Here is a 22,407-nt window from a genome sequence, read left to right on the forward strand (position 1 = left end):
ACGCCCCCGGATGCGCGCGGGCCCCCGCGGCCGGCGTGCGGCGGCGGGGGCCCGGGCGTCGGGATCGGGTCACTCGGAGAGCAGCGCCCGGATCCGCTCCACGCCCTCGGCGAGGTCGTCGTCGCCCAGCGCGTAGGACAGGCGCAGGTAGCCGGAGGGGCCGAACGCCTCGCCCGGGACCACGGCCACCTCGGCCTCGTCGAGGATGAAGGCGGCCAGCTCGGCCGACGTCGTCGGGGTGACGCCGCCGCGGTAGGTCCGGCCGAGGGCCTCGCGGACGTCCACGTACGCGTAGAAGGCGCCCTGCGGCGTGGGGCAGTGGAAGCCGGGGACGGCGTTCATGGCCTCGACCATGGCGCGCCGGCGGCGGTCGAAGGCGACCTTCATCTCGTCCACGGCGTCCAGCGGTCCGGCGACGGCGGCCAGGGCGGCCCGCTGGGACACGTTGGACACGTTCGAGGTGGCGTGGGACTGCAGGTTCGTGGCGGCCTTGATCACGTCCAGCGGGCCGGCCATCCATCCCACGCGCCAGCCGGTCATGGCGTAGGTCTTGGCGACCCCGTTGAGGATCACGGCCTGCTCGGCCAGCTCCGGGACGGCCTTCAGGATCGAGGTGAACGGCATGCCGTCGTAGGTGAGGTGCTCGTAGATCTCGTCGGTGATCACCCACAGCCCGCGGTCCAGGGCCCAGCGGCCCACGGCCTCGGTCTCCTCGGGGGAGTAGACGGCGCCGGTGGGGTTGGACGGGGAGACGAACAGCAGGGCCTTGGTGCGCTCGGTGACGGCGGCCTCGAGCTGCTCCACGCTCACCTTGTAGCCGGCCTCGGGGCCGGCGAACACGTCCACGGGGACGCCGCCGGCCAGGCGGATGGCCTCCGGATAGGTGGTCCAGTAGGGGGAGGGGACGAGGACCTCGTCCTGCGGGTCCAGCAGCGCGGCGAACGTGTTGTAGACGGCCTGCTTGCCGCCGTTGGTCACCAGCACCTGGGCGGCGTCGATCGCCACGCCGGAGTCGCGCAGCGTCTTGGCGGCGATGGCCTCGCGCAGCTCGGGCAGGCCCGCGGCGGGGGAGTAGCGGTGGTTCTTCGGGTCCTTCGCGGCCGCGACGGCGGCCTCCACGATGTAGTCCGGGGTGGGGAAGTCCGGCTCCCCGGCGCCGAAGCCGATCACGGGGCGCCCGGCGGCTTTGAGCTCCTTGGCGCGGGCGTCGACGACGAGGGTGGCGGAGGGGGCGATCGCGGCCAGACGGGCCGAGACGCGGCGGGCGGGGGCGCTCATGGAGACCTTCTTCGAGATCGACGACGGCGGCGGGACGGAGCGTGCTCCGTCAGGCCCAGAGTACTGACTGTCCACGGGCCCGTTCGACGCGCGCCGCTCGATGGCGTATCCTTGATCACCGGTGCCGCGATCACGGTCGATCCCGCGAGGGTTCGGCCGGACGGATCCGGAGCCGAAGGGTAGTGGCGCAATTGGTAGCGCAGCGGTCTCCAAAACCGCAGGTTGCAGGTTCGAGTCCTGTCTGCCCTGCTCGATGCCGGGCCTCGTGCTCGGCATCGGACGTGTAGAAAGCGATTCGGCGATCCGACGAGTGAGGCCACGTGACTGACATTGCGGCGAACGGCGGGGGCTCGACCCCCGCGCCGGACAGGCAGCGTCGCGGGCTGTTCGCGCGGATCGCGCTGTTCCTGCGCCAGGTGGTGGACGAGCTCCGCAAGGTGGTCACCCCCACGAGTGAGGAGCTGCTGCGCACGACCGGAGTGGTGCTCGCCTTCGTGGCGTTCATGATCCTGCTGGTCATGGGGCTGGACTGGGTGTTCGGCACCGTGGCGGGCCTCCTGTTCGGCGGCGGCGGCGGCCTCTGAGCCCGGCGCGGACGGTCCCGACGTCGCTGGACGCGTCCGCCGCACCCCCGTGAGGGCCCTCCCGGACGGCAGGGCCCGACGCCCGTCAGCAGAAAGCAGGAACCGTGTCCGAGCAGGAACTGGATCGTCAGGCCGCCGAGGAGTCCGTCTCCGTGCAGGAGGACGGCGCCGTGGAGGAGACCGTCGAGACCGCGCAGGACGCCCCGGCCCCCGCTGAGGACGCCGCCGGCGAGCCCGACGTCGACGGCGAAGAGGCCGCCGATGCCACCGCGCAGGAGGCCGACCCGGCCGCCGTCGAGCAGGTCGAGGAGGAGCCCGCCGTTGACCCCGGCGAGGAGCTGCGCACCCGCCTGCGGCGCCAGCCGGGCGACTGGTACGTGGTCCACACCTACGCCGGCTACGAGAAGCGCGTGAAGACGAACCTCGAGGCCCGCATCCTGACCCAGGACATGGAGGACGCGATCTATGAGATCGAGGTCCCCATGGAGGAGGTCGTGGAGATCAAGAACACCACGCGCAAGATCGTCTCGCGCGTGCGCATCCCGGGCTACGTGCTCGTCCGCATGGACCTCGACGACGCCTCGTGGGGCGTCGTGCGCCACACCCCGGGCGTGACCGGCTTCGTGGGCAACGACGCCCACCACCCGCAGCCGCTCACCCTCGACGAGGTCTACGACATGCTGGCCCCGTCCGTGATCCAGGAGGCCGCCCGCGCCGCCGAGAAGGCCGGCGTGGCCGTCCCCGCGTCCGCGGAGTCCGGCGCGGCCGCCGCCCCGGCGATCCACGTGGACTTCGAGGTGGGCGAGTCGGTCACCGTCAACGACGGCCCGTTCGAGACCCTCCCGGCCACGATCTCCGAGATCAAGCCGGAGGCCCAGCAGCTCGTGGTGCTCGTCTCGATCTTCGAGCGCGAGACCCCCGTGACCCTGTCCTTCAACCAGGTGACCAAGGTCATCTGAGGACACCCGACGCTTCCGCACCGGGCCGGCCGCCTGCCGGCCCGGACGCGGCACCGGCCGCCGCGCCACGGCGGCCACCGCCCCCGGTGCGCTCCTGCGCCGAGGGTCCCCCAGTGAGAGAAGGATCCACTCATGGCTCCCAAGAAGAAGGTCTCCGGTCTGATCAAGCTTCAGATCCAGGCCGGCGCGGCCAACCCGGCCCCGCCCATCGGCCCCGCCCTGGGCCAGCACGGCGTGAACATCATGGAGTTCTGCAAGGCCTACAACGCCGCCACCGAGTCGCAGCGCGGCAACGTGGTGCCGGTCGAGATCACCGTGTACGAGGACCGCTCGTTCACGTTCATCACCAAGACCCCGCCGGCCGCCGAGCTCATCAAGAAGGCCGCCGGCGTCGCCAAGGGCTCCGCCACCCCGCACACGGCCAAGGTCGGCACGCTGACGCAGGCCCAGTGCGAGGAGATCGCCCAGACCAAGATGGAGGACCTGAACGCCAACGACGTGCAGGCCGCCGCCAAGATCATCGCGGGCACCGCCCGCTCCATGGGCATCACCGTCGAGGGCTGACGCCCTCCCCCCACCCCCTTCCAGTGGCAGGGCCGAGCGCGGCCCGCAGACCACGACTGCACAAGGAGAAGAACGCAGATGGCACAGCGCAGCAAGGCATACAAGGCGGCCAAGGCCGCGATCGGCGAGGACGTCTACTCGCCGGTGGAGGCGATCCGCCTCGCCAAGGAGACCAACCCCTCCAAGACCGACGCCACCGTGGAGGTCGCCCTCCGCCTCTCGGTCGACCCCCGCAAGGCCGACCAGATGGTGCGCGGCTCCGTGAGCCTGCCCCACGGCACCGGCAAGACCGCCCGCGTCGTCGTGTTCGCCACCGGTGAGCGCGCCGAGGCCGCCCGCGCCGCCGGCGCGGACGTGGTGGGCGACGACGACCTGATCGCCAAGATCTCCGACGGCTGGGTGGACTTCGACGCCGCCGTGGCCTCCCCGGAGCTCATGGGCAAGGTCGGCCGCCTGGGCAAGGTGCTCGGCCCCCGCAATCTGATGCCGAACCCCAAGACCGGCACCGTGACCCCGGACGTGGCCAAGGCCGTGACCGACATCAAGGGCGGCAAGATCGACTTCCGCGTCGACAAGCACTCCAACCTGCACTTCATCATCGGCAAGACCTCCTTCGAGGCCAAGGCCCTGGTGGAGAACTACGCCGCCGCACTTGAGGAGGTGCTTCGCCTGAAGCCCTCGTCCTCCAAGGGCCGCTACATCTCCAAGGCCACCGTGGCCACCACCTTCGGCCCGGGCGTGTCCATGGACCCGAACGTGACCTCGGTGGACTCCTCGGAGCTCTGATCCCGCCCGGGTCCCGGTGAGTCCGGGCCCGTCGAGACGGCCGGTCGCCCCCTGCGGGGCGGCCGGCCGTCGTCGTCCCCGGCCACCGTCGTCCCCGGGTGACGGCGGCGCTGCCGCGGCCGTGGCCGGAGGCCATTCGGCTGGACGGGTGCCGATTTTGCGGGGGCCGGGGCAGGGGGTACGCTGGTGCCTACCGAAGACCGCCGGTCGTGGTGCCCTGCCCTCGGGCAGTGCCCACCGAAGGATCTCCCTGACGGGGAGGCGACCTGCGCAGGTGAACGTGAGCCCCGCTCGCATCCGCGGACCGACCCTGGTCGGATCGCGTCGATGCTCCTGCTGCGCCCCGTGCATCTGCACGGGGCGTTTTCTCGTCTTGCGGGGGAGGCGGTCCCCACGAATCATCGAGAGGAGTGCCATGGCGACGTCCGCGAAGGAGTCGGCGGTGGCTGAGCTCACGGACCTGTTCCGTGAGTCCAACGCCGCTGTTCTGACGGAATACCGTGGCCTGACGGTGACGGAGCTCAAGCAGCTGCGTGACTCCATCCGTCAGGACGCGACCTACGCCGTGGCGAAGAACACGCTTGCCGAGATCGCGGCCAAGGAAGCCGGCGTGGAGGGCCTCGAGGCCCACCTGTCCGGTCCCACCGCGATCGCCTTCGTGACCGGTGACCCGGTCAACGTCGCGAAGGCCCTGCGTGACTTTGCCAAGGATCACGAGAAGCTCGTGCTCAAGGGCGGCTACATGGATGGCCAGCCCCTGGACGAGGCCGGCATCAAGAAGATCGCGGACCTCGAGTCCCGCGAGGTTCTGCTGGCCACGTTCGCCGGCGCGATGAAGGGCAGCATGTCCAAGGCTGCCGCCCTGTTCCAGGCGCCGCTGTCCAAGACCGTCCGCACGGTCGAGGCGCTGCGCGCCCAGCAGGGCGAGGCTGCCTGAGCAGTCCGCCCCGGGCTGCACGGCCCACCACTTCACACGTAGACAAGACGTACACGTAAAGGAGCCATCATGGCCAAGCTGACCACCGAAGAGCTGCTCGCCGCGTTCGAGGAGCTGACCCTCATCGAGCTGTCCGAGTTCATCAAGGCGTTCGAGGAGAAGTTCGACGTCACCGCCGCCGCCCCCGTGGCCGTGGCCGCCGCTGCCGGTGCCGCCGGTGGCGACGCCGCCGCCGCCGAGGAGAAGGACGAGTTCGACGTCGTCCTCGAGTCCGCCGGCGACAAGAAGATCGGCGTCATCAAGGAGGTGCGCGCCCTCACCTCCCTCGGCCTGAAGGAGGCCAAGGACCTGGTGGACGGCGCCCCCAAGCCGATCCTCGAGGGCGTCAACAAGGAGACCGCCGAGAAGGCCAAGGAGCAGCTCGAGGGCGCCGGCGCCACCGTCACCCTCAAGTGATGATCGCGGCCTGAGCCGCATCACGCTTCGCCACGAGGCCCCCGGATCCGCACAGCGGACCGGGGGCCTCGCGGCGTCCGGGGGAGTGCTCGGGGGAGCGGCCCGAGCGGCCGAGCGGCTGCTGGACACGCGGGCCGGACAGGGCTAGGATGGATCTTTGCACCTCCCCTGTTCCGTGCCGCCCACAGGACGCCATGTCCGAGAGAACGGCCGCACGGTCCCGTGCGGCCTTCATATAGCGGTGGGCCCGGGCGCTCGCGCGAGCGGACGAAGGGGAGTGGAACGGAACCCCAGAAGGCCTGTGGAAGGATCCTACGTGGTCGCCTCGAGCACCTCCAACGAAACCGCTACCGTCTCCCCGCGATCCGGCGCCTCCGCCGGACGCATCTCCTTCGCCAAGATCTCCGAGCCGCTGGACGTGCCGGACCTGCTGGCGCTGCAGACCGAGTCGTTCGACCGCCTGATCGGCAACGAGCGCTGGGTCGCCCGCGTGGAGGAGGCCCAGGCGGCCGACGACCACTCGGTGCCCGTCACCTCCGGCCTCACGGACATCTTCGAGGAGATCTCCCCGATCGAGGACTTCCAGGGCACCATGTCCCTGTCCTTCTCCGAGCCGGAGTTCGCCGACGCGAAGATGACGGAGGAGGAGTGCAAGGACCGCGACGCGACCTTCGCCGCCCCGCTGTACGTCAAGGCCGAGTTCATGAACAACACGACCGGCGAGATCAAGCAGCAGACCGTCTTCATGGGCGACTTCCCGCTGATGACCCGCAACGGCACGTTCATCATCAACGGCACCGAGCGCGTCGTCGTCTCCCAGCTGGTCCGCTCCCCGGGCGCCTACTTCGAGCGCACCCCGGACAAGACCTCCGACAAGGAGATCTTCTCCGCCAAGATCATCCCCTCGCGCGGCGCCTGGTTCGAGCTCGAGGTGGACAAGCGCGACCAGGTCGGCGTCCGCCTCGACCGCAAGCGCAAGCAGCCCGTGACCGTGCTGCTCAAGGCCATGGGCTGGACCGAGTCCCGCATCCTCGAGGAGTTCGGCCACTACGACTCCATCCGCGCCACCCTCGAGAAGGACGGCACCGCGGACCAGGATGAGGCCCTCCTCGACATCTACCGCAAGCTGCGCCCGGGCGAGCCGGCCGCCGTCGACGCGGCCCAGACGCTGCTGAACAACCTGTACTTCACCCCGAAGCGCTACGACCTGGCGAAGGTGGGCCGTTACAAGCTCAACCGCAAGCTCGGCGTGGACGTGCACCTGGGCGACCCCAACGCCTCCGTGCTCACCGAGGACGACATCGTCCAGATGGTGCACTTCATCGCCGCGCTGCACGCCGGCGAGAAGACCGTCAAGGGTGTCCGTGACGGCGAGGCCGTGGACGTGCGCGTCGAGATCGACGACATCGACCACTTCGGCAACCGCCGCATCCGCGCGGTGGGCGAGCTGATCGAGAACCAGATCCGCACCGGCCTGTCCCGCATGGAGCGCGTCGTGCGCGAGCGCATGACCACCCAGGACGTCGAGGCGATCACCCCGCAGACCCTGATCAACATCCGCCCCGTGGTGGCGGCGATCAAGGAGTTCTTCGGCACCTCGCAGCTGTCCCAGTTCATGGACCAGAACAACCCGCTGGCCGGCCTGACGCACAAGCGTCGCCTGTCCGCGCTGGGCCCCGGCGGCCTCTCCCGCGACCGCGCGGGCATGGAGGTCCGCGACGTGCACCCCTCGCACTACGGCCGCATGTGCCCCATCGAGACCCCTGAAGGCCCGAACATCGGCCTCATCGGCTCGCTCGCGACCTTCGGCCGCATCAACTCCTTCGGCTTCATCGAGACCCCGTACCGCCGCGTGGTGGACGGCCGTGTCACCGACACCGTCGACTACCTGACGGCGGACGACGAGCTGGCCTACCAGATCGCCCAGGCGAACGCCCCGGTGGACGAGGACGGCACCTTCGAGGAGGAGCTCGTGCTCTGCCGCCAGCGCGGCGGCGACGGCGAGCCCGTGCTCTCCACCGTCGACGAGATCGACTACATGGACGTGTCCCCGCGCCAGATGGTGTCGGCGGCCACCGCCCTGATCCCGTTCCTCGAGCACGACGACGCCAACCGCGCCCTCATGGGCGCGAACATGCAGCGTCAGGCCGTGCCGCTGCTCCGCTCCGAGGCCCCCTACGTGGGCACCGGCATGGAGAAGTACGTGGCCGTGGACGCGGGCGACTCCGTGACCGCCACCGCGGCCGGCGTCGTGACCGAGGTGGCCGCGGACCTGGTGACCGTGATGAACGACGACGGCACCACCACGCACTACCCGATCATGAAGTTCGCCCGCTCGAACCAGGGCAACGCGTACAACCAGCGCGTGCGCGTCTCCGAGGGCGACCGCGTGGAGCCGCTGAGCGTCATCGCCGACGGCCCGGCCACGGACAACGGCGAGCTCGCGCTCGGCAAGAACCTCCTCGTCGCGTTCATGCCCTGGGAGGGCCTGAACTACGAGGACGCGATCATCCTGTCCCAGCGCATGGTCTCCGAGGACGTCCTCACCTCGATCCACATCGAGGAGCACGAGGTCGACGCCCGCGACACCAAGCTGGGCGCCGAGGAGATCACCCGCGACATCCCCAACGTGTCCGAGGAGGTGCTGTCCCAGCTCGACGAGCGCGGCATCATCCACATCGGCGCCGAGGTGGAGGCCGGCGACATCCTGGTCGGCCGCGTGACCCCGAAGGGCGAGACGGAGCTGACCCCGGAGGAGCGCCTGCTGCGCGCGATCTTCGGCGAGAAGTCCCGCGAGGTGCGCGACACCTCCCTGAAGGTGCCCCACGGCGAGTCCGGCACCGTCATCGGCGTGCGCATCTTCGACCGCGACGAGGACGACGACCTGCCCCCGGGCGTGAATCAGCTGGTGCGCGTCTACGTGGCCCAGAAGCGCAAGATCACCGACGGCGACAAGATGGCCGGCCGCCACGGCAACAAGGGCGTCATCTCGAAGATCCTGCCGCTCGAGGACATGCCGTTCCTGGCGGACGGCACCCCGGTGGACATCGTGCTGAACCCGCTCGGCGTGCCCGGCCGCATGAACCTCGGCCAGGTCATGGAGCTGCACCTGGGCTGGGCCGCCTCGCGCGGCTGGGACATCCAGGGCGAACCCGAGTGGATCAAGGACCTGCCGAACTTCCCGCGGCAGTCCGACCCGGTCAACGTCGCCACCCCGGTGTTCGACGGCGCGGAGGCGTACGAGATTACGGGCCTGCTCGGCCACGTGAACGCCACCCGTGACGGCGACCGCCTCATGGGCGAGAACGGCAAGGCGCAGCTGTTCGACGGCCGCACCGGCGAGCCGTTCCCGGACCCGGTGTCCGTGGGCTACATGTACATGCTCAAGCTGCACCACCTGGTGGACGACAAGATCCACGCGCGCTCCACGGGCCCGTACTCGATGATCACGCAGCAGCCGCTGGGCGGAAAGGCCCAGTTCGGCGGCCAGCGCTTCGGCGAGATGGAGGTGTGGGCGCTCGAGGCGTACGGCGCCGCGTTCACCCTCCAGGAGCTGCTGACCATCAAGTCGGACGACATCCACGGCCGCGTGAAGGTGTACGAGGCCATCGTCAAGGGCGAGAACATCCCCGAGCCGGGCGTGCCGGAGTCCTTCAAGGTGCTCATCAAGGAGATGCAGTCCCTCTGCCTCAACGTGGAGGTGCTCTCCGCGGACGGCCAGACCATCGAGATGCGCGACGCGGAGGACGAGGTCTACCGCGCCGCCGAGGAGCTGGGCATCGACCTCTCCCACGCCGAGCCGAGCTCGGTCGAGGAAGTCTGAGCCGGGCCCGATCCCGCATCCACAAGACGTCACCTGAGAACCACTGAACCAAGGGAGTTCACCGGAGCATGAGCGTGAACAGCATGTCCACTGACAACTCTTTCGGCCTGATGCGCATCGGCCTGGCCACGGCGGAGGACATCCGCCGCTGGTCCTACGGCGAGGTCAAGAAGCCGGAGACCATCAACTACCGCACCCTGAAGCCGGAGAAGGACGGGCTCTTCTGCGAGAAGATCTTCGGCCCCACCCGTGACTGGGAGTGCGCCTGCGGCAAGTACAAGCGCGTGCGCTTCAAGGGCATCATCTGCGAGCGCTGCGGCGTCGAGGTGACCCGCTCGAAGGTGCGCCGCGACCGCATGGGCCACATCGAGCTGGCCGCGCCGGTCACCCACATCTGGTACTTCAAGGGCGTCCCCTCGCGCCTGGGGTACCTGCTGGACCTGGCGCCGAAGGACCTCGAGAAGGTCATCTACTTCGCGGCGTACATGATCACCTCGGTGGACGAGGAGGGCCGGCACCGCGATCTGGCCAACCTCCAGGCCGAGTACGACCAGGAGACCCGCGTGCTGGCCGACCAGCGCGACGCCGACATCGCCGCGGTGGCCGCCGACCTCGAGAAGGACCTGGCCAAGCTGGAGTCCGAGGGCGCCAAGGCCGCTGAGAAGAAGAAGGCCCGCGACGCCGCGGACAAGACCATGTCGCAGATCCGCAAGCGCGCGGACGCGGAGCTGGACCGCAAGGAGCAGGTCTGGGACCGCTTCAAGAACCTCAAGGTCGCCGACCTCGAGGGCGACGAGGGCCTGTACCGCACCATGCGGGACAAGTACGGCCAGTACTTCGAGGGCTCGATGGGCGCGGAGGCGATCCAGCGTCGCCTGCAGACCTTCGACCTCGCGGCCGAGTCCGAGATGCTGCGCGAGACCATCAAGACCGGCAAGGGCCAGCGCAAGACCCGCGCCCTCAAGCGCCTGAAGGTCGTCAACGCGTTCCTCACCACGGACAACTCGCCCGAGGGCATGGTCCTGGACGCGGTCCCGGTGATCCCGCCGGAGCTGCGCCCGATGGTGCAGCTGGACGGCGGCCGCTTCGCGACCTCCGACCTGAACGACCTGTACCGCCGCGTGATCAACCGCAACAACCGCCTGAAGCGCCTGCTCGACCTCGGTGCCCCCGAGATCATCGTGAACAACGAGAAGCGCATGCTCCAGGAGGCCGTGGACTCGCTGTTCGACAACGGCCGTCGTGGCCGTCCGGTCACCGGCCCGGGCAACCGTCCGCTGAAGTCGCTCTCCGACATGCTCAAGGGCAAGCAGGGCCGCTTCCGTCAGAACCTGCTCGGCAAGCGCGTGGACTACTCGGGCCGCTCGGTCATCGTGGTGGGCCCGCAGCTGAAGCTGCACCAGTGCGGCCTGCCCAAGCAGATGGCCCTCGAGCTCTTCAAGCCGTTCGTGATGAAGCGCCTCGTGGACCTCAACCACGCGCAGAACATCAAGTCCGCCAAGCGGATGGTGGAGCGCTTCCGTCCGCAGGTGTGGGACGTGCTCGAGGAGGTCATCACCGAGCACCCGGTGCTGCTGAACCGCGCCCCCACCCTGCACCGTCTGGGCATCCAGGCCTTCGAGCCGCAGCTGGTGGAGGGCAAGGCCCTGCAGCTGCACCCGCTGGTCTGCTCCGCGTTCAACGCGGACTTCGACGGCGACCAGATGGCGGTCCACCTGCCGCTGTCGCCCGAGGCCCAGGCCGAGGCGCGCCTGCTGATGCTCTCGAGCCACAACATCCTGAAGCCCTCGGACGGCCGCGCGGTCGCCGTGCCGGCCCAGGACATGATCATCGGCCTGAACCACCTGACCACGGTGCGTCCGGACGCGGTCGGCGCGGGCAACGCCTACGCCACCGTCGGCGAGGCCGTCATGGCCTTCGACGGCGGCGACCTGCACCTGAACGCCCCGGTGAAGATCGGCGTGGACGGCTTCGTGCCGTCGACCGCGGTGCCGGCCCCCGAGGGCTGGTCCGAGGGCGAGCTCGCCGTCATCGAGACGACCCTGGGCAAGGTGCTCTTCAACGACCTGCTCCCGGCCGACTACCCGTGGCTGGACACCCAGGCCACCAAGGGCAGCCTCGGCCAGCTGGTCAACGACCTGGCCGAGCGCTACCCGATGGTCGTCACCGCCCAGACGCTGGACAACCTCAAGGACGCCGGCTTCCACTGGGGCACCTGGTCGGGCGTCACCGTGGCGATCTCGGACATCACGTCCGACTTCGACAAGGCCGCCATCATGGAGGGCTACGAGGAGCAGGCCCTGCGCGTGCAGCAGCAGTACGAGAAGGGCCTCATCGCGGACGACGAGCGTCGCTCCGAGCTGATCGACATCTGGAACAAGGCCACCGACGAGGTCGCCGCGGCCATGAAGGACGGCCTGCCGGAGCTGAACACCATCAACCGCATGGTGTCCTCCGGAGCGCGAGGCAACTGGCTCCAGGTGCGCCAGATCGCGGGCATCCGCGGCCTGGTGGCCAACCCGAAGGGCGAGATCATCCCGCGTCCGATCAAGTCCTCGTACCGCGAGGGCCTGTCCGTGCTCGAGTACTTCTCCGCCACCCACGGCGCCCGCAAGGGCCTCGCGGACACCGCGCTGAAGACCGCGAACTCGGGCTACCTGACCCGTCGCCTCGTGGACGTCTCGCAGGACGTCATCGTGCGCGAGGAGGACTGCGGCACCGAGCGCGGCCTGTCCGTGACGATCGCCGTGCCGAACGCGGACGGCGAGCTCGTGGCCCACGAGCAGGTCGAGAACTCGGCCTTCGCCCGCACCCTGGCCCAGGACGTCACCGGCGAGGACGGCTCCGTGCTGGCCTCGGGCGGCGCCGACGTGGGCGACGTGCTGATCGACCAGCTGGTCGGCGCCGGCGTCTCGGAGATCAAGGTCCGCTCGGTCCTGACCTGCGAGTCCGCCGTGGGCACGTGCGCCAAGTGCTACGGCCGCTCCATGGCCACCGGCCAGCTGGTGGACATCGGCGAGGCCGTGGGCATCATCGCCGCCCAGTCCATCGGCGAGCCGGGCACCCAGCTCACGATGCGCACGTTCCACACCGGCGGTGTGGCCTCGGCGGACGACATCACCCAGGGTCTGCCCCGCATCCAGGAGCTCTTCGAGGCCCGCACCCCGAAGGGCGTGGCCCCGATCTCCGAGGTCGCCGGCCGCGTGACCATCGAGGACACCGACGCGTCGGTGCGCCTGCTGCTCACCCCGGACGACGGCTCCGAGGAGATCGCCTACCCGGTGCTGCGCCGCGCGCGCATCCTGGTGGCGGACGGCGAGCACGTGGCCGTCGGCACCCAGCTCGTCGCCGGCGCCGTGGACCCCAAGCAGGTCCTGCGCGTGCTCGGCCCCCGGGCCGCCCAGCGGTTCCTCGTGGACGAGGTGCAGAACGTGTACCAGTCCCAGGGCGTGGGCATCCACGACAAGCACGTGGAGGTCATCGTCCGCCAGATGCTGCGTCGCATCACCGTCATCGAGTCCGGTGAGACCGACCTGCTGCCGGGCGAGCTGACCGACCGTGCGCGCTTCGTGGCCGCCAACCGCTCCGCCGTCGCCGAGGGCCGCCAGCCGGCCTCCGGCCGCGACGAGCTCATGGGCATCACGAAGGCCTCGCTGGCGACGGACTCGTGGCTCTCGGCCGCGTCCTTCCAGGAGACGACCCGCGTCCTGACGCAGGCGGCCATGGAGGGCAAGTCCGACCCGCTGCTGGGCCTGAAGGAGAACGTGATCATCGGCAAGCTGATCCCGGCCGGCACCGGCCTGGACCGGTACACGAAGACCGTGGTGGAGCCGACGGAGGAGGCCAAGGCGAACCTGTTCGCCTCGCCGGCCGGCTTCGCGGACTTCGACTACCCGGGCCTGGACCAGCAGCTCGGCGAGAGCGACTTCCACGCCGTCTCGCTGGACGACTACGGCCGCGGGGGCGACTTCCGCTCCTGAGCCGTGTGCCCGACCGAGGGGCCCGTCCCTCCCGCCTGAGCGGGGGAGGGGCGGGCCCCTCGCCGTCGGGTGGGACGGCGACCCGGCACGTGGTATGCTTGCAAGGATTGTTTTTCGTGTGGCAAATCGGACGCTGTCCACGTCGCGGGGTACTTGCGCGGCAGATGCCACACTTTTGCACGCCTGCGGACGTCTGCTCGATGCGAGCCCCCACAGGGAGAGGCAGAGCAGAGGAACGAGCAGCCGGCGCCGGCGGCGCCGGTCGATCACGTCAGCGATCACCCACACAGGAAGGCTGGAGAGTGCCTACGATTCAGCAGCTGGTCCGCAAGGGCCGCTCACCCAAGGTCGTCAAGACCAAGGCCCCTGCGCTGCAGGGGAACCCCATGCGCCGTGGCGTGTGCACCCGCGTGTACACCACCACCCCGAAGAAGCCGAACTCGGCTCTGCGCAAGGTCGCTCGTGTGCGCCTCAACGGCGGCATCGAGGTCACCGCGTACATCCCCGGCGAGGGCCACAACCTGCAGGAGCACTCGATCGTGCTCGTGCGCGGCGGTCGTGTGAAGGACCTGCCCGGCGTGCGCTACAAGATCGTGCGCGGCGCCCTCGACACCCAGGGCGTGAAGAACCGCGGCCAGGCCCGCTCCCGCTACGGCGCCAAGAAGGAGAAGAAGTAATGCCTCGTAAGGGTCCTGCGCCGAAGCGCCCCCTCGTCGTCGATCCCGTCTACGGCTCCCCGCTGGTCACGCAGCTGATCAACAAGGTGCTCATCGACGGCAAGAAGTCCACCGCCGAGCGCATCGTGTACGGCGCGCTCGAGGGTGCCCGCGCCAAGAACGGCGCCGATCCCGTGGCCACGCTCAAGAAGGCCATGGACAACATCAAGCCGGCCCTCGAGGTCCGCTCCCGCCGTGTCGGCGGCGCCACCTACCAGGTGCCCGTCGAGGTCAAGCCCGGCCGCTCCACGGCTCTGGCCCTGCGCTGGCTGGTCGGCTTCTCCAAGGCCCGCCGTGAGAAGACCATGACCGAGCGTCTGATGAACGAGATCCTGGACGCCTCGAACGGCCTGGGCGGCGCCGTGAAGCGTCGCGAGGACACCCACAAGATGGCCGAGGCCAACAAGGCCTTCGCCCACTACCGCTGGTGATCCGTGCGGCCCGGGGCGCGCGTTCCGCGCCCCGGGCCGTCCGCCGTGGACCGGTCGTCGGACCTGCGGCCCCCTGACGAATCCATCTCACGAGCCCTCAACACCATCCGAGCAAGGGAGACACCGTGGCACAGGACGTGCTGACCGACCTGAACAAGGTCCGCAACATCGGCATCATGGCCCACATCGATGCCGGCAAGACCACCACCACCGAGCGCATCCTGTTCTACACGGGTGTCAACCACAAGCTGGGCGAGACCCACGACGGCGCCTCGACGACCGACTGGATGGAGCAGGAGAAGGAGCGCGGCATCACCATCACCTCCGCCGCGGTGACCTGCTTCTGGAACGACAACCAGATCAACATCATCGACACCCCCGGCCACGTGGACTTCACGGTCGAGGTGGAGCGCTCGCTGCGCGTGCTCGACGGCGCCGTGGCCGTGTTCGACGGCAAGGAGGGCGTGGAGCCCCAGTCGGAGACCGTGTGGCGTCAGGCGGACAAGTACAACGTCCCCCGCATCTGCTTCGTCAACAAGATGGACAAGCTCGGCGCGGACTTCTACTTCACCGTCGACACCATCGTGAACCGCCTCGGCGCGCGTCCGCTCGTGATGCAGCTGCCGATCGGCGCCGAGAACGACTTCGTGGGCGTCGTCGACCTGCTCTCCATGAAGGCCTTCGTGTGGCCGGGCGACGCCAAGGGCGACGTGACCATGGGCGCCGAGTACGAGACCCGTGAGATCCCGGCCGAGCTCCAGGAGAAGGCCGAGGAGTACCGCGCCGAGCTGGTGGAGGCCGTGGCCGACACCTCCGAGGAGCTCATGGAGAAGTACCTCGAGGGCGAGGAGCTCACCACCGAGGAGATCCAGGCCGGCGTGCGCCACCTGACCGTGAACGCCGAGGCCTACCCGGTGTTCTGCGGCTCCGCGTTCAAGAACCGCGGCGTGCAGCCGATGCTCGATGCCGTCGTCGCCTACCTGCCGAACCCGCTGGACGCCGGCGCCGTGAAGGGCCACGACGTCAAGGACGAGGAGGTCGAGCTGGAGCGCGAGGCCTCGAAGGACGCGCCGTTCTCGGCCCTGGCCTTCAAGATCGCCTCGCACCCGTTCTTCGGCACCCTGACCTTCATCCGCGTGTACTCCGGCCGTCTGGAGTCCGGTGCGCAGATCCTCAACGCCACCAAGGGCAAGAAGGAGCGCATCGGCAAGCTCTTCCAGATGCACGCCAACAAGGAGAACCCGGTGGACGAGGTCGTGGCCGGCCACATCTACGCGGTCATCGGCCTGAAGGACACCACCACCGGCGACACCCTGTGCGACGCCGCGCACCCGATCATCCTCGAGTCGATGACCTTCCCGGAGCCCGTGATCTCCGTGGCCATCGAGCCGAAGACCAAGGGCGACCAGGAGAAGCTCTCCACCGCCATCCAGAAGCTCGTCGCCGAGGACCCCACGTTCCGCGTGAACCTCAACGAGGAGACCGGCCAGACCGAGATCGGCGGCATGGGCGAGCTCCACCTGGACGTCTTCGTGGACCGCATGAAGCGCGAGTTCAAGGTCGAGGCCAACGTGGGCAAGCCCCAGGTCGCGTACCGCGAGACCATCAAGCGCAAGGTCGACAAGGTCGACTACACGCACAAGAAGCAGACCGGCGGCTCCGGCCAGTTCGCCAAGGTGCAGCTGTCCTTCGAGCCCCTGGACACCGCCGACGGCGAGATCTACGAGTTCGAGAACGCCGTCACCGGCGGTCGCGTGCCCCGCGAGTACATCCCGTCCGTGGACGCGGGCATCCAGGACGCCATGCAGTTCGGCGTGCTGGCCGGCTACCCGATGGTGGGCGTCAAGGCCACCCTGCTCGACGGCGCGTACCACGACGTCGACTCCTCGGAGATGGCGTTCAAGATCGCCGGCTCCCAGGCGTTCAAGGAGGGTGTCCGCAAGGCCAACCCGATCATCCTCGAGCCCCTGATGGCCGTCGAGGTGCGCACCCCGGAGGAGTTCATGGGCGACGTCATCGGCGACCTGAACTCCCGCCGTGGCCAGATCCAGTCCATGGAGGACGCCACCGGCGTCAAGGTCGTCAAGGCCCTCGTGCCGCTGTCCGAGATGTTCGGCTACATCGGCGACCTGCGCTCCAAGACCCAGGGTCGCGCCGTGTACTCGATGACCTTCCACTCCTACGCCGAGGTCCCCAAGGCCGTGGCGGACGAGATCATCCAGAAGTCCCAGGGCGAGTGACCTCAGGTCCCCTGCTCTGAACGACCTGCCCCGGGTCGGCCGCCGCAGCCGCGGCCGGCCCGGGGCGACCGGACCGGCGCCCCCGGCGCGTCGGTCCGCGAACAGGACGGGTCAGGCCCGGTCCGCTTCCGGCGGTCCAGGAGCCCTGGAACCGGACTGGCCCCGTGAGGCCGGGATTTCCCCAACCCATCACCATCCGAGTAGACTCCATCGAGTTGTCAGCACGTCGCAGGCGGCTGAGCAGTCTACTTGACGATGAACCAGTTCTTAGGAGGAACTAGTGGCAAAGGCAAAGTTCGAGCGGACGAAGCCGCACGTCAACATCGGCACCATCGGCCACGTTGACCACGGCAAGACCACGCTGACCGCCGCCATCTCGAAGGTCCTGTACGACAAGTACCCGGACCTGAACGAGGCCCGTGACTTCGCGACGATCGACTCGGCCCCCGAGGAGCGTCAGCGCGGCATCACCATCAACATCTCCCACGTGGAGTACCAGACCGAGAAGCGTCACTACGCCCACGTGGACGCCCCCGGTCACGCCGACTACATCAAGAACATGATCACCGGCGCCGCTCAGATGGACGGCGCGATCCTCGTGGTCGCCGCCACCGACGGCCCGATGGCCCAGACCCGCGAGCACGTGCTCCTGGCCCGTCAGGTCGGCGTGCCGGCGCTGCTGGTGGCCCTGAACAAGTCGGACATGGTCGAGGACGAGGAGCTCCTGGAGCTCGTCGAGATGGAGGTCCGCGAGCTGCTGTCCTCCCAGGAGTTCGACGGCGACGACGCCCCGGTCATCCGCACCTCCGGCCTGAAGGCCCTCGAGGGCGACGCCGAGTGGGTCAAGTCCGTCGAGGACCTCATGGACGCCGTGGACGAGTACATCCCGGATCCGGTCCGCGACAAGGACAAGCCGTTCCTGATGCCGATCGAGGACGTCTTCACCATCACCGGCCGCGGCACCGTGGTGACCGGTCGCGCCGAGCGCGGCACCCTCGCCATCAACTCCGAGGTCGAGATCGTGGGCATCCGCGACGTGCAGAAGACCACCGTTACCGGCATCGAGATGTTCCACAAGCAGCTCGACGAGGCCTGGGCCGGCGAGAACTGCGGCCTGCTGCTTCGCGGTCTGAAGCGTGACGACGTCGAGCGCGGCCAGGTCGTCGTGGCCCCGGGCTCGATCACCCCGCACACCAACTTCGAGGCGAACGTCTACATCCTGTCCAAGGACGAGGGTGGCCGTCACAACCCGTTCTACTCGAACTACCGCCCGCAGTTCTACTTCCGCACCACCGACGTCACCGGCGTCATCACGCTGCCCGAGGGCACCGAGATGGTCATGCCCGGCGACACCACCGAGATGTCGGTCGAGCTCATCCAGCCGATCGCCATGGAGGAGGGCCTCGGCTTCGCCATCCGCGAGGGCGGCCGCACCGTGGGCTCCGGCCGCGTCACCAAGATCACCAAGTGATCTGACGCATCCCGTCGCCCGGCTCGTCTGAGCCGCTGACGCACAGCGCCCCCGTCTCCGGGTCTCCGGAGGCGGGGGCGCTGTCGTGCGCCGGGCCGCGGCCGCGCGGGGGCCGTTAGGCTGGTGGGATGCCAGAACTGCTGATCACCCTCCTGGTCCTCGCGGCGGCCGTCGTCGCCGTCGTGTGGGCCCTGCGCACCTTCCGACCCGAGATCGACCGCGCGCGCCGGATCCGCCGGGCGAACCGGAACGGGGAGCTGCGTCGATGAGCCTGCCGTCCCCGCGCAGCCTGTTCCGGGTGACCGCCGCCGCCGAGATGGTGACGTGGGCGGGTCTGCTGACCGCCATGGCCATGAAGTACACGGGGGTCACCGACGCGGTGATGCCGATCGCCGGCGGCATCCACGGCTTCGTCTTCCTCTGCTACTTCGTCGTCACCGTGGCGGTGTGGATCGACGGCCGCTGGCCGGCCGCGCGCGGCCTGCTCGGCCTCGGCTCCGCCGTCGTCCCGTTCATGACCGTCCCCTTCGAGCGGGCCCGGCTGCGCCGCGGGGAGCCGGCGCGGCACTGGCGCGTGCTCGAGGGCGAGCCGGGGGAGCGGACCGGGGCCCAGCGGGTGCTGGCCGCCGTGCTGCGCCGCCCGCTGGTCAGCGCGCTGGTGGCGCTGATCGCCGTCGTCGTCGTGTTCAGCCTGCTGCTCAACGCCGGCCCGCCCACCGAGTGGGGCCGCTAAGCCGAGCCTCGAGGATGGGCCCGGATCGCCGAGTGGCGGTCCGGGCCCGTCTCTGTCTATACTGGTTCGGTTGCTCAAGCGCCATTGCGCTGTCGTCGTGTGTCTCGCGGCGGCAGCTCGGCCCAGATGTGACGTCACCACTCCGATCCGCCCACGGCGCGCGCGTCCTCAGGAATGCGACACGCCCGACCGCGTGGACCGGAGTCCGACGGAGGCGAGGAACCCGGTCCAGGCCGGATTCGCCCCGTGCGGGTGGAGGACAAGGAGGCGGACCCCGGTCCGCCGCACAGGGACAGGAACAGCACACCCGACGAGAGAGGCGTGACGCCATGGCGGGACAGAAGATCCGCATCCGGCTGAAGTCGTACGACCACGAGGTCATCGACGTCTCGGCCCGCAAGATCGTTGACACGGTCACGCGCGCAGGCGCGACGGTGGTCGGCCCCGTGCCGCTGCCGACGGAGAAGAACGTGTACTGCGTTATCCGTTCTCCCCACAAGTACAAGGACAGCCGCGAGCATTTCGAGATGCGCACCCACAAGCGGCTCATCGACATCATCGACCCGACCCCCAAGGCCGTCGACTCGCTCATGCGACTGGACCTGCCCGCGGACGTCAACATCGAGATCAAGCTCTGAGAGGGAGGTGCTGAGAGACTATGACCAACACCCAGAACATCAAGGGCCTGCTGGGCACGAAGCTCGGCATGACCCAGGTCTGGGATGAGGACAACAAGCTCATCCCCGTGACCGTGGTCAAGGCAGACCCGAACGTCGTCACCCAGCTGCGCTCCGAGGAGACCGACGGCTACACCGCCGTGCAGATCGCCTACGGCCAGATCGACCCCCGCCGCGTGACCAAGCCCCTGGCCGGTCACTTCGAGAAGGCCGGCGTGACCCCGCGCCGTCACCTCGTCGAGCTGCGCACCGCCGACGCCGCCGAGTACTCGCTCGGCCAGGACCTGACCGTGGAGGTCTTCGAGGCCGGCCAGAAGGTCGACGTCGTGGGCACCACCAAGGGCAAGGGCTTCGCCGGCGCCATGAAGCGCCACGGCTTCGCCGGCGTGAGCGCCTCCCACGGCGCCCACAAGAACCACCGCAAGCCCGGCTCCGTGGGCGGCGCGTCCACCCCGGGCCGCGTGTTCAAGGGCCAGCGCATGCCCGGTCGCATGGGCGCCGTGCGCCAGACCACCATGAACCTGACCCTCCACGGCGTCGACGTGGAGAACAACCTCCTGCTGATCAAGGGCGCGGTGCCCGGCTCCAAGGGCCAGGTCGTGCTCGTCCGCAGCGCCGTGAAGGGAGCCTGAGACCATGGCTGAGAACTCCGTGAAGACCGTCCAGGTCGATCTGCCCGCCGAGATCTTCGACGTGCAGTCCAACGTGCCGCTCATGCACCAGGTCGTCGTGGCCCAGCTCGCCGCCGCCCGTCAGGGCACGCACAAGGTGAAGCGCCGCGGCGAGGTGTCCGGCGCCGGCCGCAAGCCGTTCAAGCAGAAGGGCACCGGCCGCGCCCGTCAGGGCTCGATCCGCGCGCCGCACATGACCGGCGGCGGCATCGTCCACGGCCCGACCCCGCGCGACTACTCGCAGCGCACCCCCAAGAAGATGAAGGCCGCCGCCCTCCGCGGCGCCCTGTCGGACCGCGCCCGCAACGGCCGCGTCCACGTCATCGAGGCCCTCGTGTCCGGGACCACCCCGTCCACCAAGGCCGCCAAGGCGGGTCTCGCGTCCCTGAACACCGGCCGCAAGAACGTGCTGCTGGTGATCGACCGGGCCGACGACGTCGCCGCCCTGTCCGCCCGCAACCTGCCGGCGGTCCACACCCTGTACGCCGACCAGCTGAACACCTACGACGTGCTCGTCTCCGACGACGTCGTGTTCACCCAGGCGGCCTACGAGGCGTACGTGGCCCAGGCCTCCGGTGCCAAGAAGGAGGATGCCCAGTGAGCGGCTCCATCAACAAGGATCCCCGCGACGTGATCATCGCTCCCGTCGTGTCGGAGAAGAGCTACGGCCTGATCGACGAGGGCAAGTACACCTTCCTGGTCGACCCGCGCTCCAACAAGTCCGAGATCAAGCAGGCGGTGGAGCGCATCTTCAACGTCGACGTGGCCTCGGTCAACACCCTGAACCGTTCCGGCAAGCGCCGTCGCACCCGCTTCGGGTGGGGCCAGCGCAAGTCCACCAAGCGTGCCATCGTCACGCTCAAGGACGGGACGATCGACATCTTCGGAGGTCCGCTCGCCTGACCGGCGTGCGGAGACCACTTAATCGAGGAACTGACACATGGCTATCCGTAAGTACAAGCCGACCACCCCGGGCCTGCGCGGCTCGTCCGTGGCCGACTTCGCAGAGATCACCCGGTCCACGCCGGAGAAGTCCCTTCTCCGTCCGCTGCACAAGACCGGCGGCCGCAACAACACCGGCCGCATCACCACCCGTCACAAGGGCGGCGGCCACAAGCGCCAGTACCGCCTGGTCGACTTCCGTCGCCACGACAAGGACGGCGTGCCCGCCACCGTCGCGCACATCGAGTACGACCCGAACCGCACCGCCCGCATCGCGCTGCTGCACTACGCGGACGGCGCCAAGCGCTACATCCTGGCCCCGGCCAAGCTGAAGCAGGGCGACGTGGTCGAGGCCGGCCCGAACGCCGACATCAAGCCCGGCAACAACCTGCCGATGCGCAACATCCCCGTGGGCACCACCATCCACGCGGTGGAGCTGCGTCCGGGCGGCGGCGCCAAGATGGCCCGCTCCGCCGGCGCCTCCGTGCAGCTCGTCGCTCGTGAGGGCAAGTACGCGCAGCTGCGCCTGCCCTCGGGCGAGATCCGCAACGTCGACGTGCGCTGCCGCGCCACGATCGGCGAGGTCGGCAACGCCGAGCAGTCGAACATCAACTGGGGCAAGGCCGGCCGCATGCGCTGGAAGGGCGTGCGCCCGACCGTCCGCGGCGTCGTGATGAACCCCGTCGACCACCCGCACGGCGGTGGCGAGGGCAAGACCTCCGGCGGTCGTCACCCCGTCAACCGGAACGGCAAGCCCGAGGGCCGCACGCGCCGCCCGAACAAGGAAAGCGACAAGCTCATCGTGCGTCGCCGTCGTACCGGCAAGAACAAGCGATAAGGGAGCAGGGAAGACATGCCTCGCAGCCTGAAGAAGGGCCCCTTCGTCGATCAGCACCTCTACCTGAAGGTTCTGGCCGAGAACGAGAAGGGCAGCAAGAACGTCATCAAGACCTGGTCCCGCCGGTCGATGATCATCCCGGACATGCTGGGTCACACCATCGCGGTCCACGACGGACGCAAGCACGTCCCGGTGTTCGTCACCGAGTCCATGGTGGGTCACAAGCTGGGCGAGTTCGCCCCGACCCGCACCTACCGCGGCCACGTGAAGGACGACAAGAAGGGCAAGCGTCGCTGAGCCTGACGGCACAGCACGCTTGAC

At 69.2% G+C, this 22,407-nt stretch carries 21 protein-coding genes and 1 tRNA gene; 21 read left to right on the top strand and 1 reads right to left on the bottom strand.

The window, feature by feature from the left end; genetic code table 11:
• Positions 1–69: 69 nt before the first annotated feature.
• Positions 70–1,278 carry a pyridoxal phosphate-dependent aminotransferase gene (locus HDA33_RS00675; protein ID WP_184169839.1) on the bottom strand — a complete coding sequence of 403 codons (1,209 nt, stop codon included), beginning with the start codon at positions 1,276–1,278 and terminating at the stop codon, positions 70–72.
• A gap of 176 nt (positions 1,279–1,454) precedes the next feature.
• Between HDA33_RS00675 and HDA33_RS00680 the strand changes: the two genes are divergently transcribed.
• The 21 genes from HDA33_RS00680 to rpsS all read left to right on the top strand — a co-directional run bounded on the left by HDA33_RS00680 (position 1,455) and on the right by rpsS (position 22,383).
• A tRNA-Trp gene (locus HDA33_RS00680) sits at positions 1,455–1,527 on the top strand.
• Positions 1,528–1,607: 80 nt separating this feature from the next.
• Complete coding sequence (secE, locus tag HDA33_RS00685) at positions 1,608–1,862, top strand: preprotein translocase subunit SecE (protein WP_158495278.1); 255 nt, start codon at positions 1,608–1,610, stop codon at positions 1,860–1,862.
• 104 nt (positions 1,863–1,966) lie between these two features.
• Positions 1,967–2,821, top strand: a complete 855-nt coding sequence (gene nusG / locus HDA33_RS00690) for a transcription termination/antitermination protein NusG (RefSeq protein ID WP_184169842.1) — start codon at positions 1,967–1,969, stop codon at positions 2,819–2,821.
• A gap of 132 nt (positions 2,822–2,953) precedes the next feature.
• Positions 2,954–3,385: a 50S ribosomal protein L11 gene (gene rplK, locus HDA33_RS00695; protein WP_184169845.1), complete on the top strand. Its 432-nt coding sequence runs from the start codon at positions 2,954–2,956 to the stop codon at positions 3,383–3,385.
• A gap of 78 nt (positions 3,386–3,463) precedes the next feature.
• A complete protein-coding gene (gene rplA / locus HDA33_RS00700) occupies positions 3,464–4,171 on the top strand; it encodes a 50S ribosomal protein L1 (RefSeq protein ID WP_184169848.1) in 708 nt (235 codons plus the stop codon).
• Between the two features lie 415 nt (positions 4,172–4,586).
• A complete protein-coding gene (gene rplJ, locus HDA33_RS00705) occupies positions 4,587–5,108 on the top strand; it encodes a 50S ribosomal protein L10 (protein WP_184169851.1) in 522 nt (173 codons plus the stop codon).
• A 69-nt stretch (positions 5,109–5,177) separates the two neighbouring features.
• Entirely contained in the window at positions 5,178–5,564 is a 387-nt protein-coding gene (rplL, locus tag HDA33_RS00710; RefSeq protein ID WP_017487847.1) for a 50S ribosomal protein L7/L12, read from the top strand.
• Positions 5,565–5,880: 316 nt separating this feature from the next.
• Entirely contained in the window at positions 5,881–9,387 is a 3,507-nt protein-coding gene (gene rpoB, locus HDA33_RS00715; RefSeq protein WP_184169854.1) for a DNA-directed RNA polymerase subunit beta, read from the top strand.
• Between the two features lie 83 nt (positions 9,388–9,470).
• Positions 9,471–13,367, top strand: a complete 3,897-nt coding sequence (locus tag HDA33_RS00720; RefSeq protein WP_184173688.1) for a DNA-directed RNA polymerase subunit beta' — start codon at positions 9,471–9,473, stop codon at positions 13,365–13,367.
• A 302-nt stretch (positions 13,368–13,669) separates the two neighbouring features.
• Entirely contained in the window at positions 13,670–14,044 is a 375-nt protein-coding gene (gene rpsL / locus HDA33_RS00725) for a 30S ribosomal protein S12 (protein WP_017487844.1), read from the top strand.
• Positions 14,044–14,514 (top strand): 30S ribosomal protein S7, encoded by a 471-nt coding sequence (gene rpsG, locus HDA33_RS00730; protein WP_002854788.1) that lies wholly within the window; start codon positions 14,044–14,046, stop codon positions 14,512–14,514. Before rpsL ends, rpsG begins: the two co-directional genes overlap by 1 nt.
• A gap of 125 nt (positions 14,515–14,639) precedes the next feature.
• Positions 14,640–16,754: an elongation factor G gene (gene fusA / locus HDA33_RS00735; RefSeq protein WP_184169857.1), complete on the top strand. Its 2,115-nt coding sequence runs from the start codon at positions 14,640–14,642 to the stop codon at positions 16,752–16,754.
• 280 nt (positions 16,755–17,034) lie between these two features.
• Positions 17,035–18,225, top strand: a complete 1,191-nt coding sequence (gene tuf / locus HDA33_RS00740) for an elongation factor Tu (RefSeq protein ID WP_184169860.1) — start codon at positions 17,035–17,037, stop codon at positions 18,223–18,225.
• 128 nt (positions 18,226–18,353) lie between these two features.
• Positions 18,354–18,494 (top strand): hypothetical protein, encoded by a 141-nt coding sequence (locus HDA33_RS00745; protein WP_184169863.1) that lies wholly within the window; start codon positions 18,354–18,356, stop codon positions 18,492–18,494.
• A complete protein-coding gene (locus tag HDA33_RS00750; RefSeq protein ID WP_184169866.1) occupies positions 18,491–18,958 on the top strand; it encodes a DUF3817 domain-containing protein in 468 nt (155 codons plus the stop codon). The genes HDA33_RS00745 and HDA33_RS00750 overlap by 4 nt, the downstream gene beginning before the upstream one ends.
• 329 nt (positions 18,959–19,287) lie before the next feature.
• On the top strand, positions 19,288–19,596 hold the full coding sequence (rpsJ, locus tag HDA33_RS00755) for a 30S ribosomal protein S10 (protein WP_002857463.1): 309 nt from the start codon (positions 19,288–19,290) through the stop codon (positions 19,594–19,596).
• Positions 19,597–19,616: 20 nt separating this feature from the next.
• A complete protein-coding gene (gene rplC, locus HDA33_RS00760; RefSeq protein WP_017487839.1) occupies positions 19,617–20,267 on the top strand; it encodes a 50S ribosomal protein L3 in 651 nt (216 codons plus the stop codon).
• Positions 20,268–20,271: 4 nt separating this feature from the next.
• A complete protein-coding gene (gene rplD, locus HDA33_RS00765) occupies positions 20,272–20,907 on the top strand; it encodes a 50S ribosomal protein L4 (RefSeq protein ID WP_017487838.1) in 636 nt (211 codons plus the stop codon).
• Positions 20,904–21,209, top strand: a complete 306-nt coding sequence (gene rplW / locus HDA33_RS00770) for a 50S ribosomal protein L23 (protein ID WP_002857471.1) — start codon at positions 20,904–20,906, stop codon at positions 21,207–21,209. The genes rplD and rplW overlap by 4 nt, the downstream gene beginning before the upstream one ends.
• Before the next feature lie 37 nt (positions 21,210–21,246).
• Positions 21,247–22,086 (top strand): 50S ribosomal protein L2, encoded by an 840-nt coding sequence (gene rplB, locus HDA33_RS00775; protein WP_010080386.1) that lies wholly within the window; start codon positions 21,247–21,249, stop codon positions 22,084–22,086.
• 15 nt (positions 22,087–22,101) lie between these two features.
• The gene (gene rpsS, locus HDA33_RS00780; protein WP_002857475.1) at positions 22,102–22,383 is read left to right on the top strand and encodes a 30S ribosomal protein S19; all 282 of its coding nucleotides are present in this window, start codon (positions 22,102–22,104) and stop codon (positions 22,381–22,383) included.
• The last annotated feature ends 24 nt before the right edge of the window (positions 22,384–22,407 follow it).

Origin of the sequence: Micrococcus endophyticus, from assembly GCF_014205115.1 — a bacterium.
GTDB classification, from domain to species: domain Bacteria; phylum Actinomycetota; class Actinomycetes; order Actinomycetales; family Micrococcaceae; genus Micrococcus; species Micrococcus endophyticus.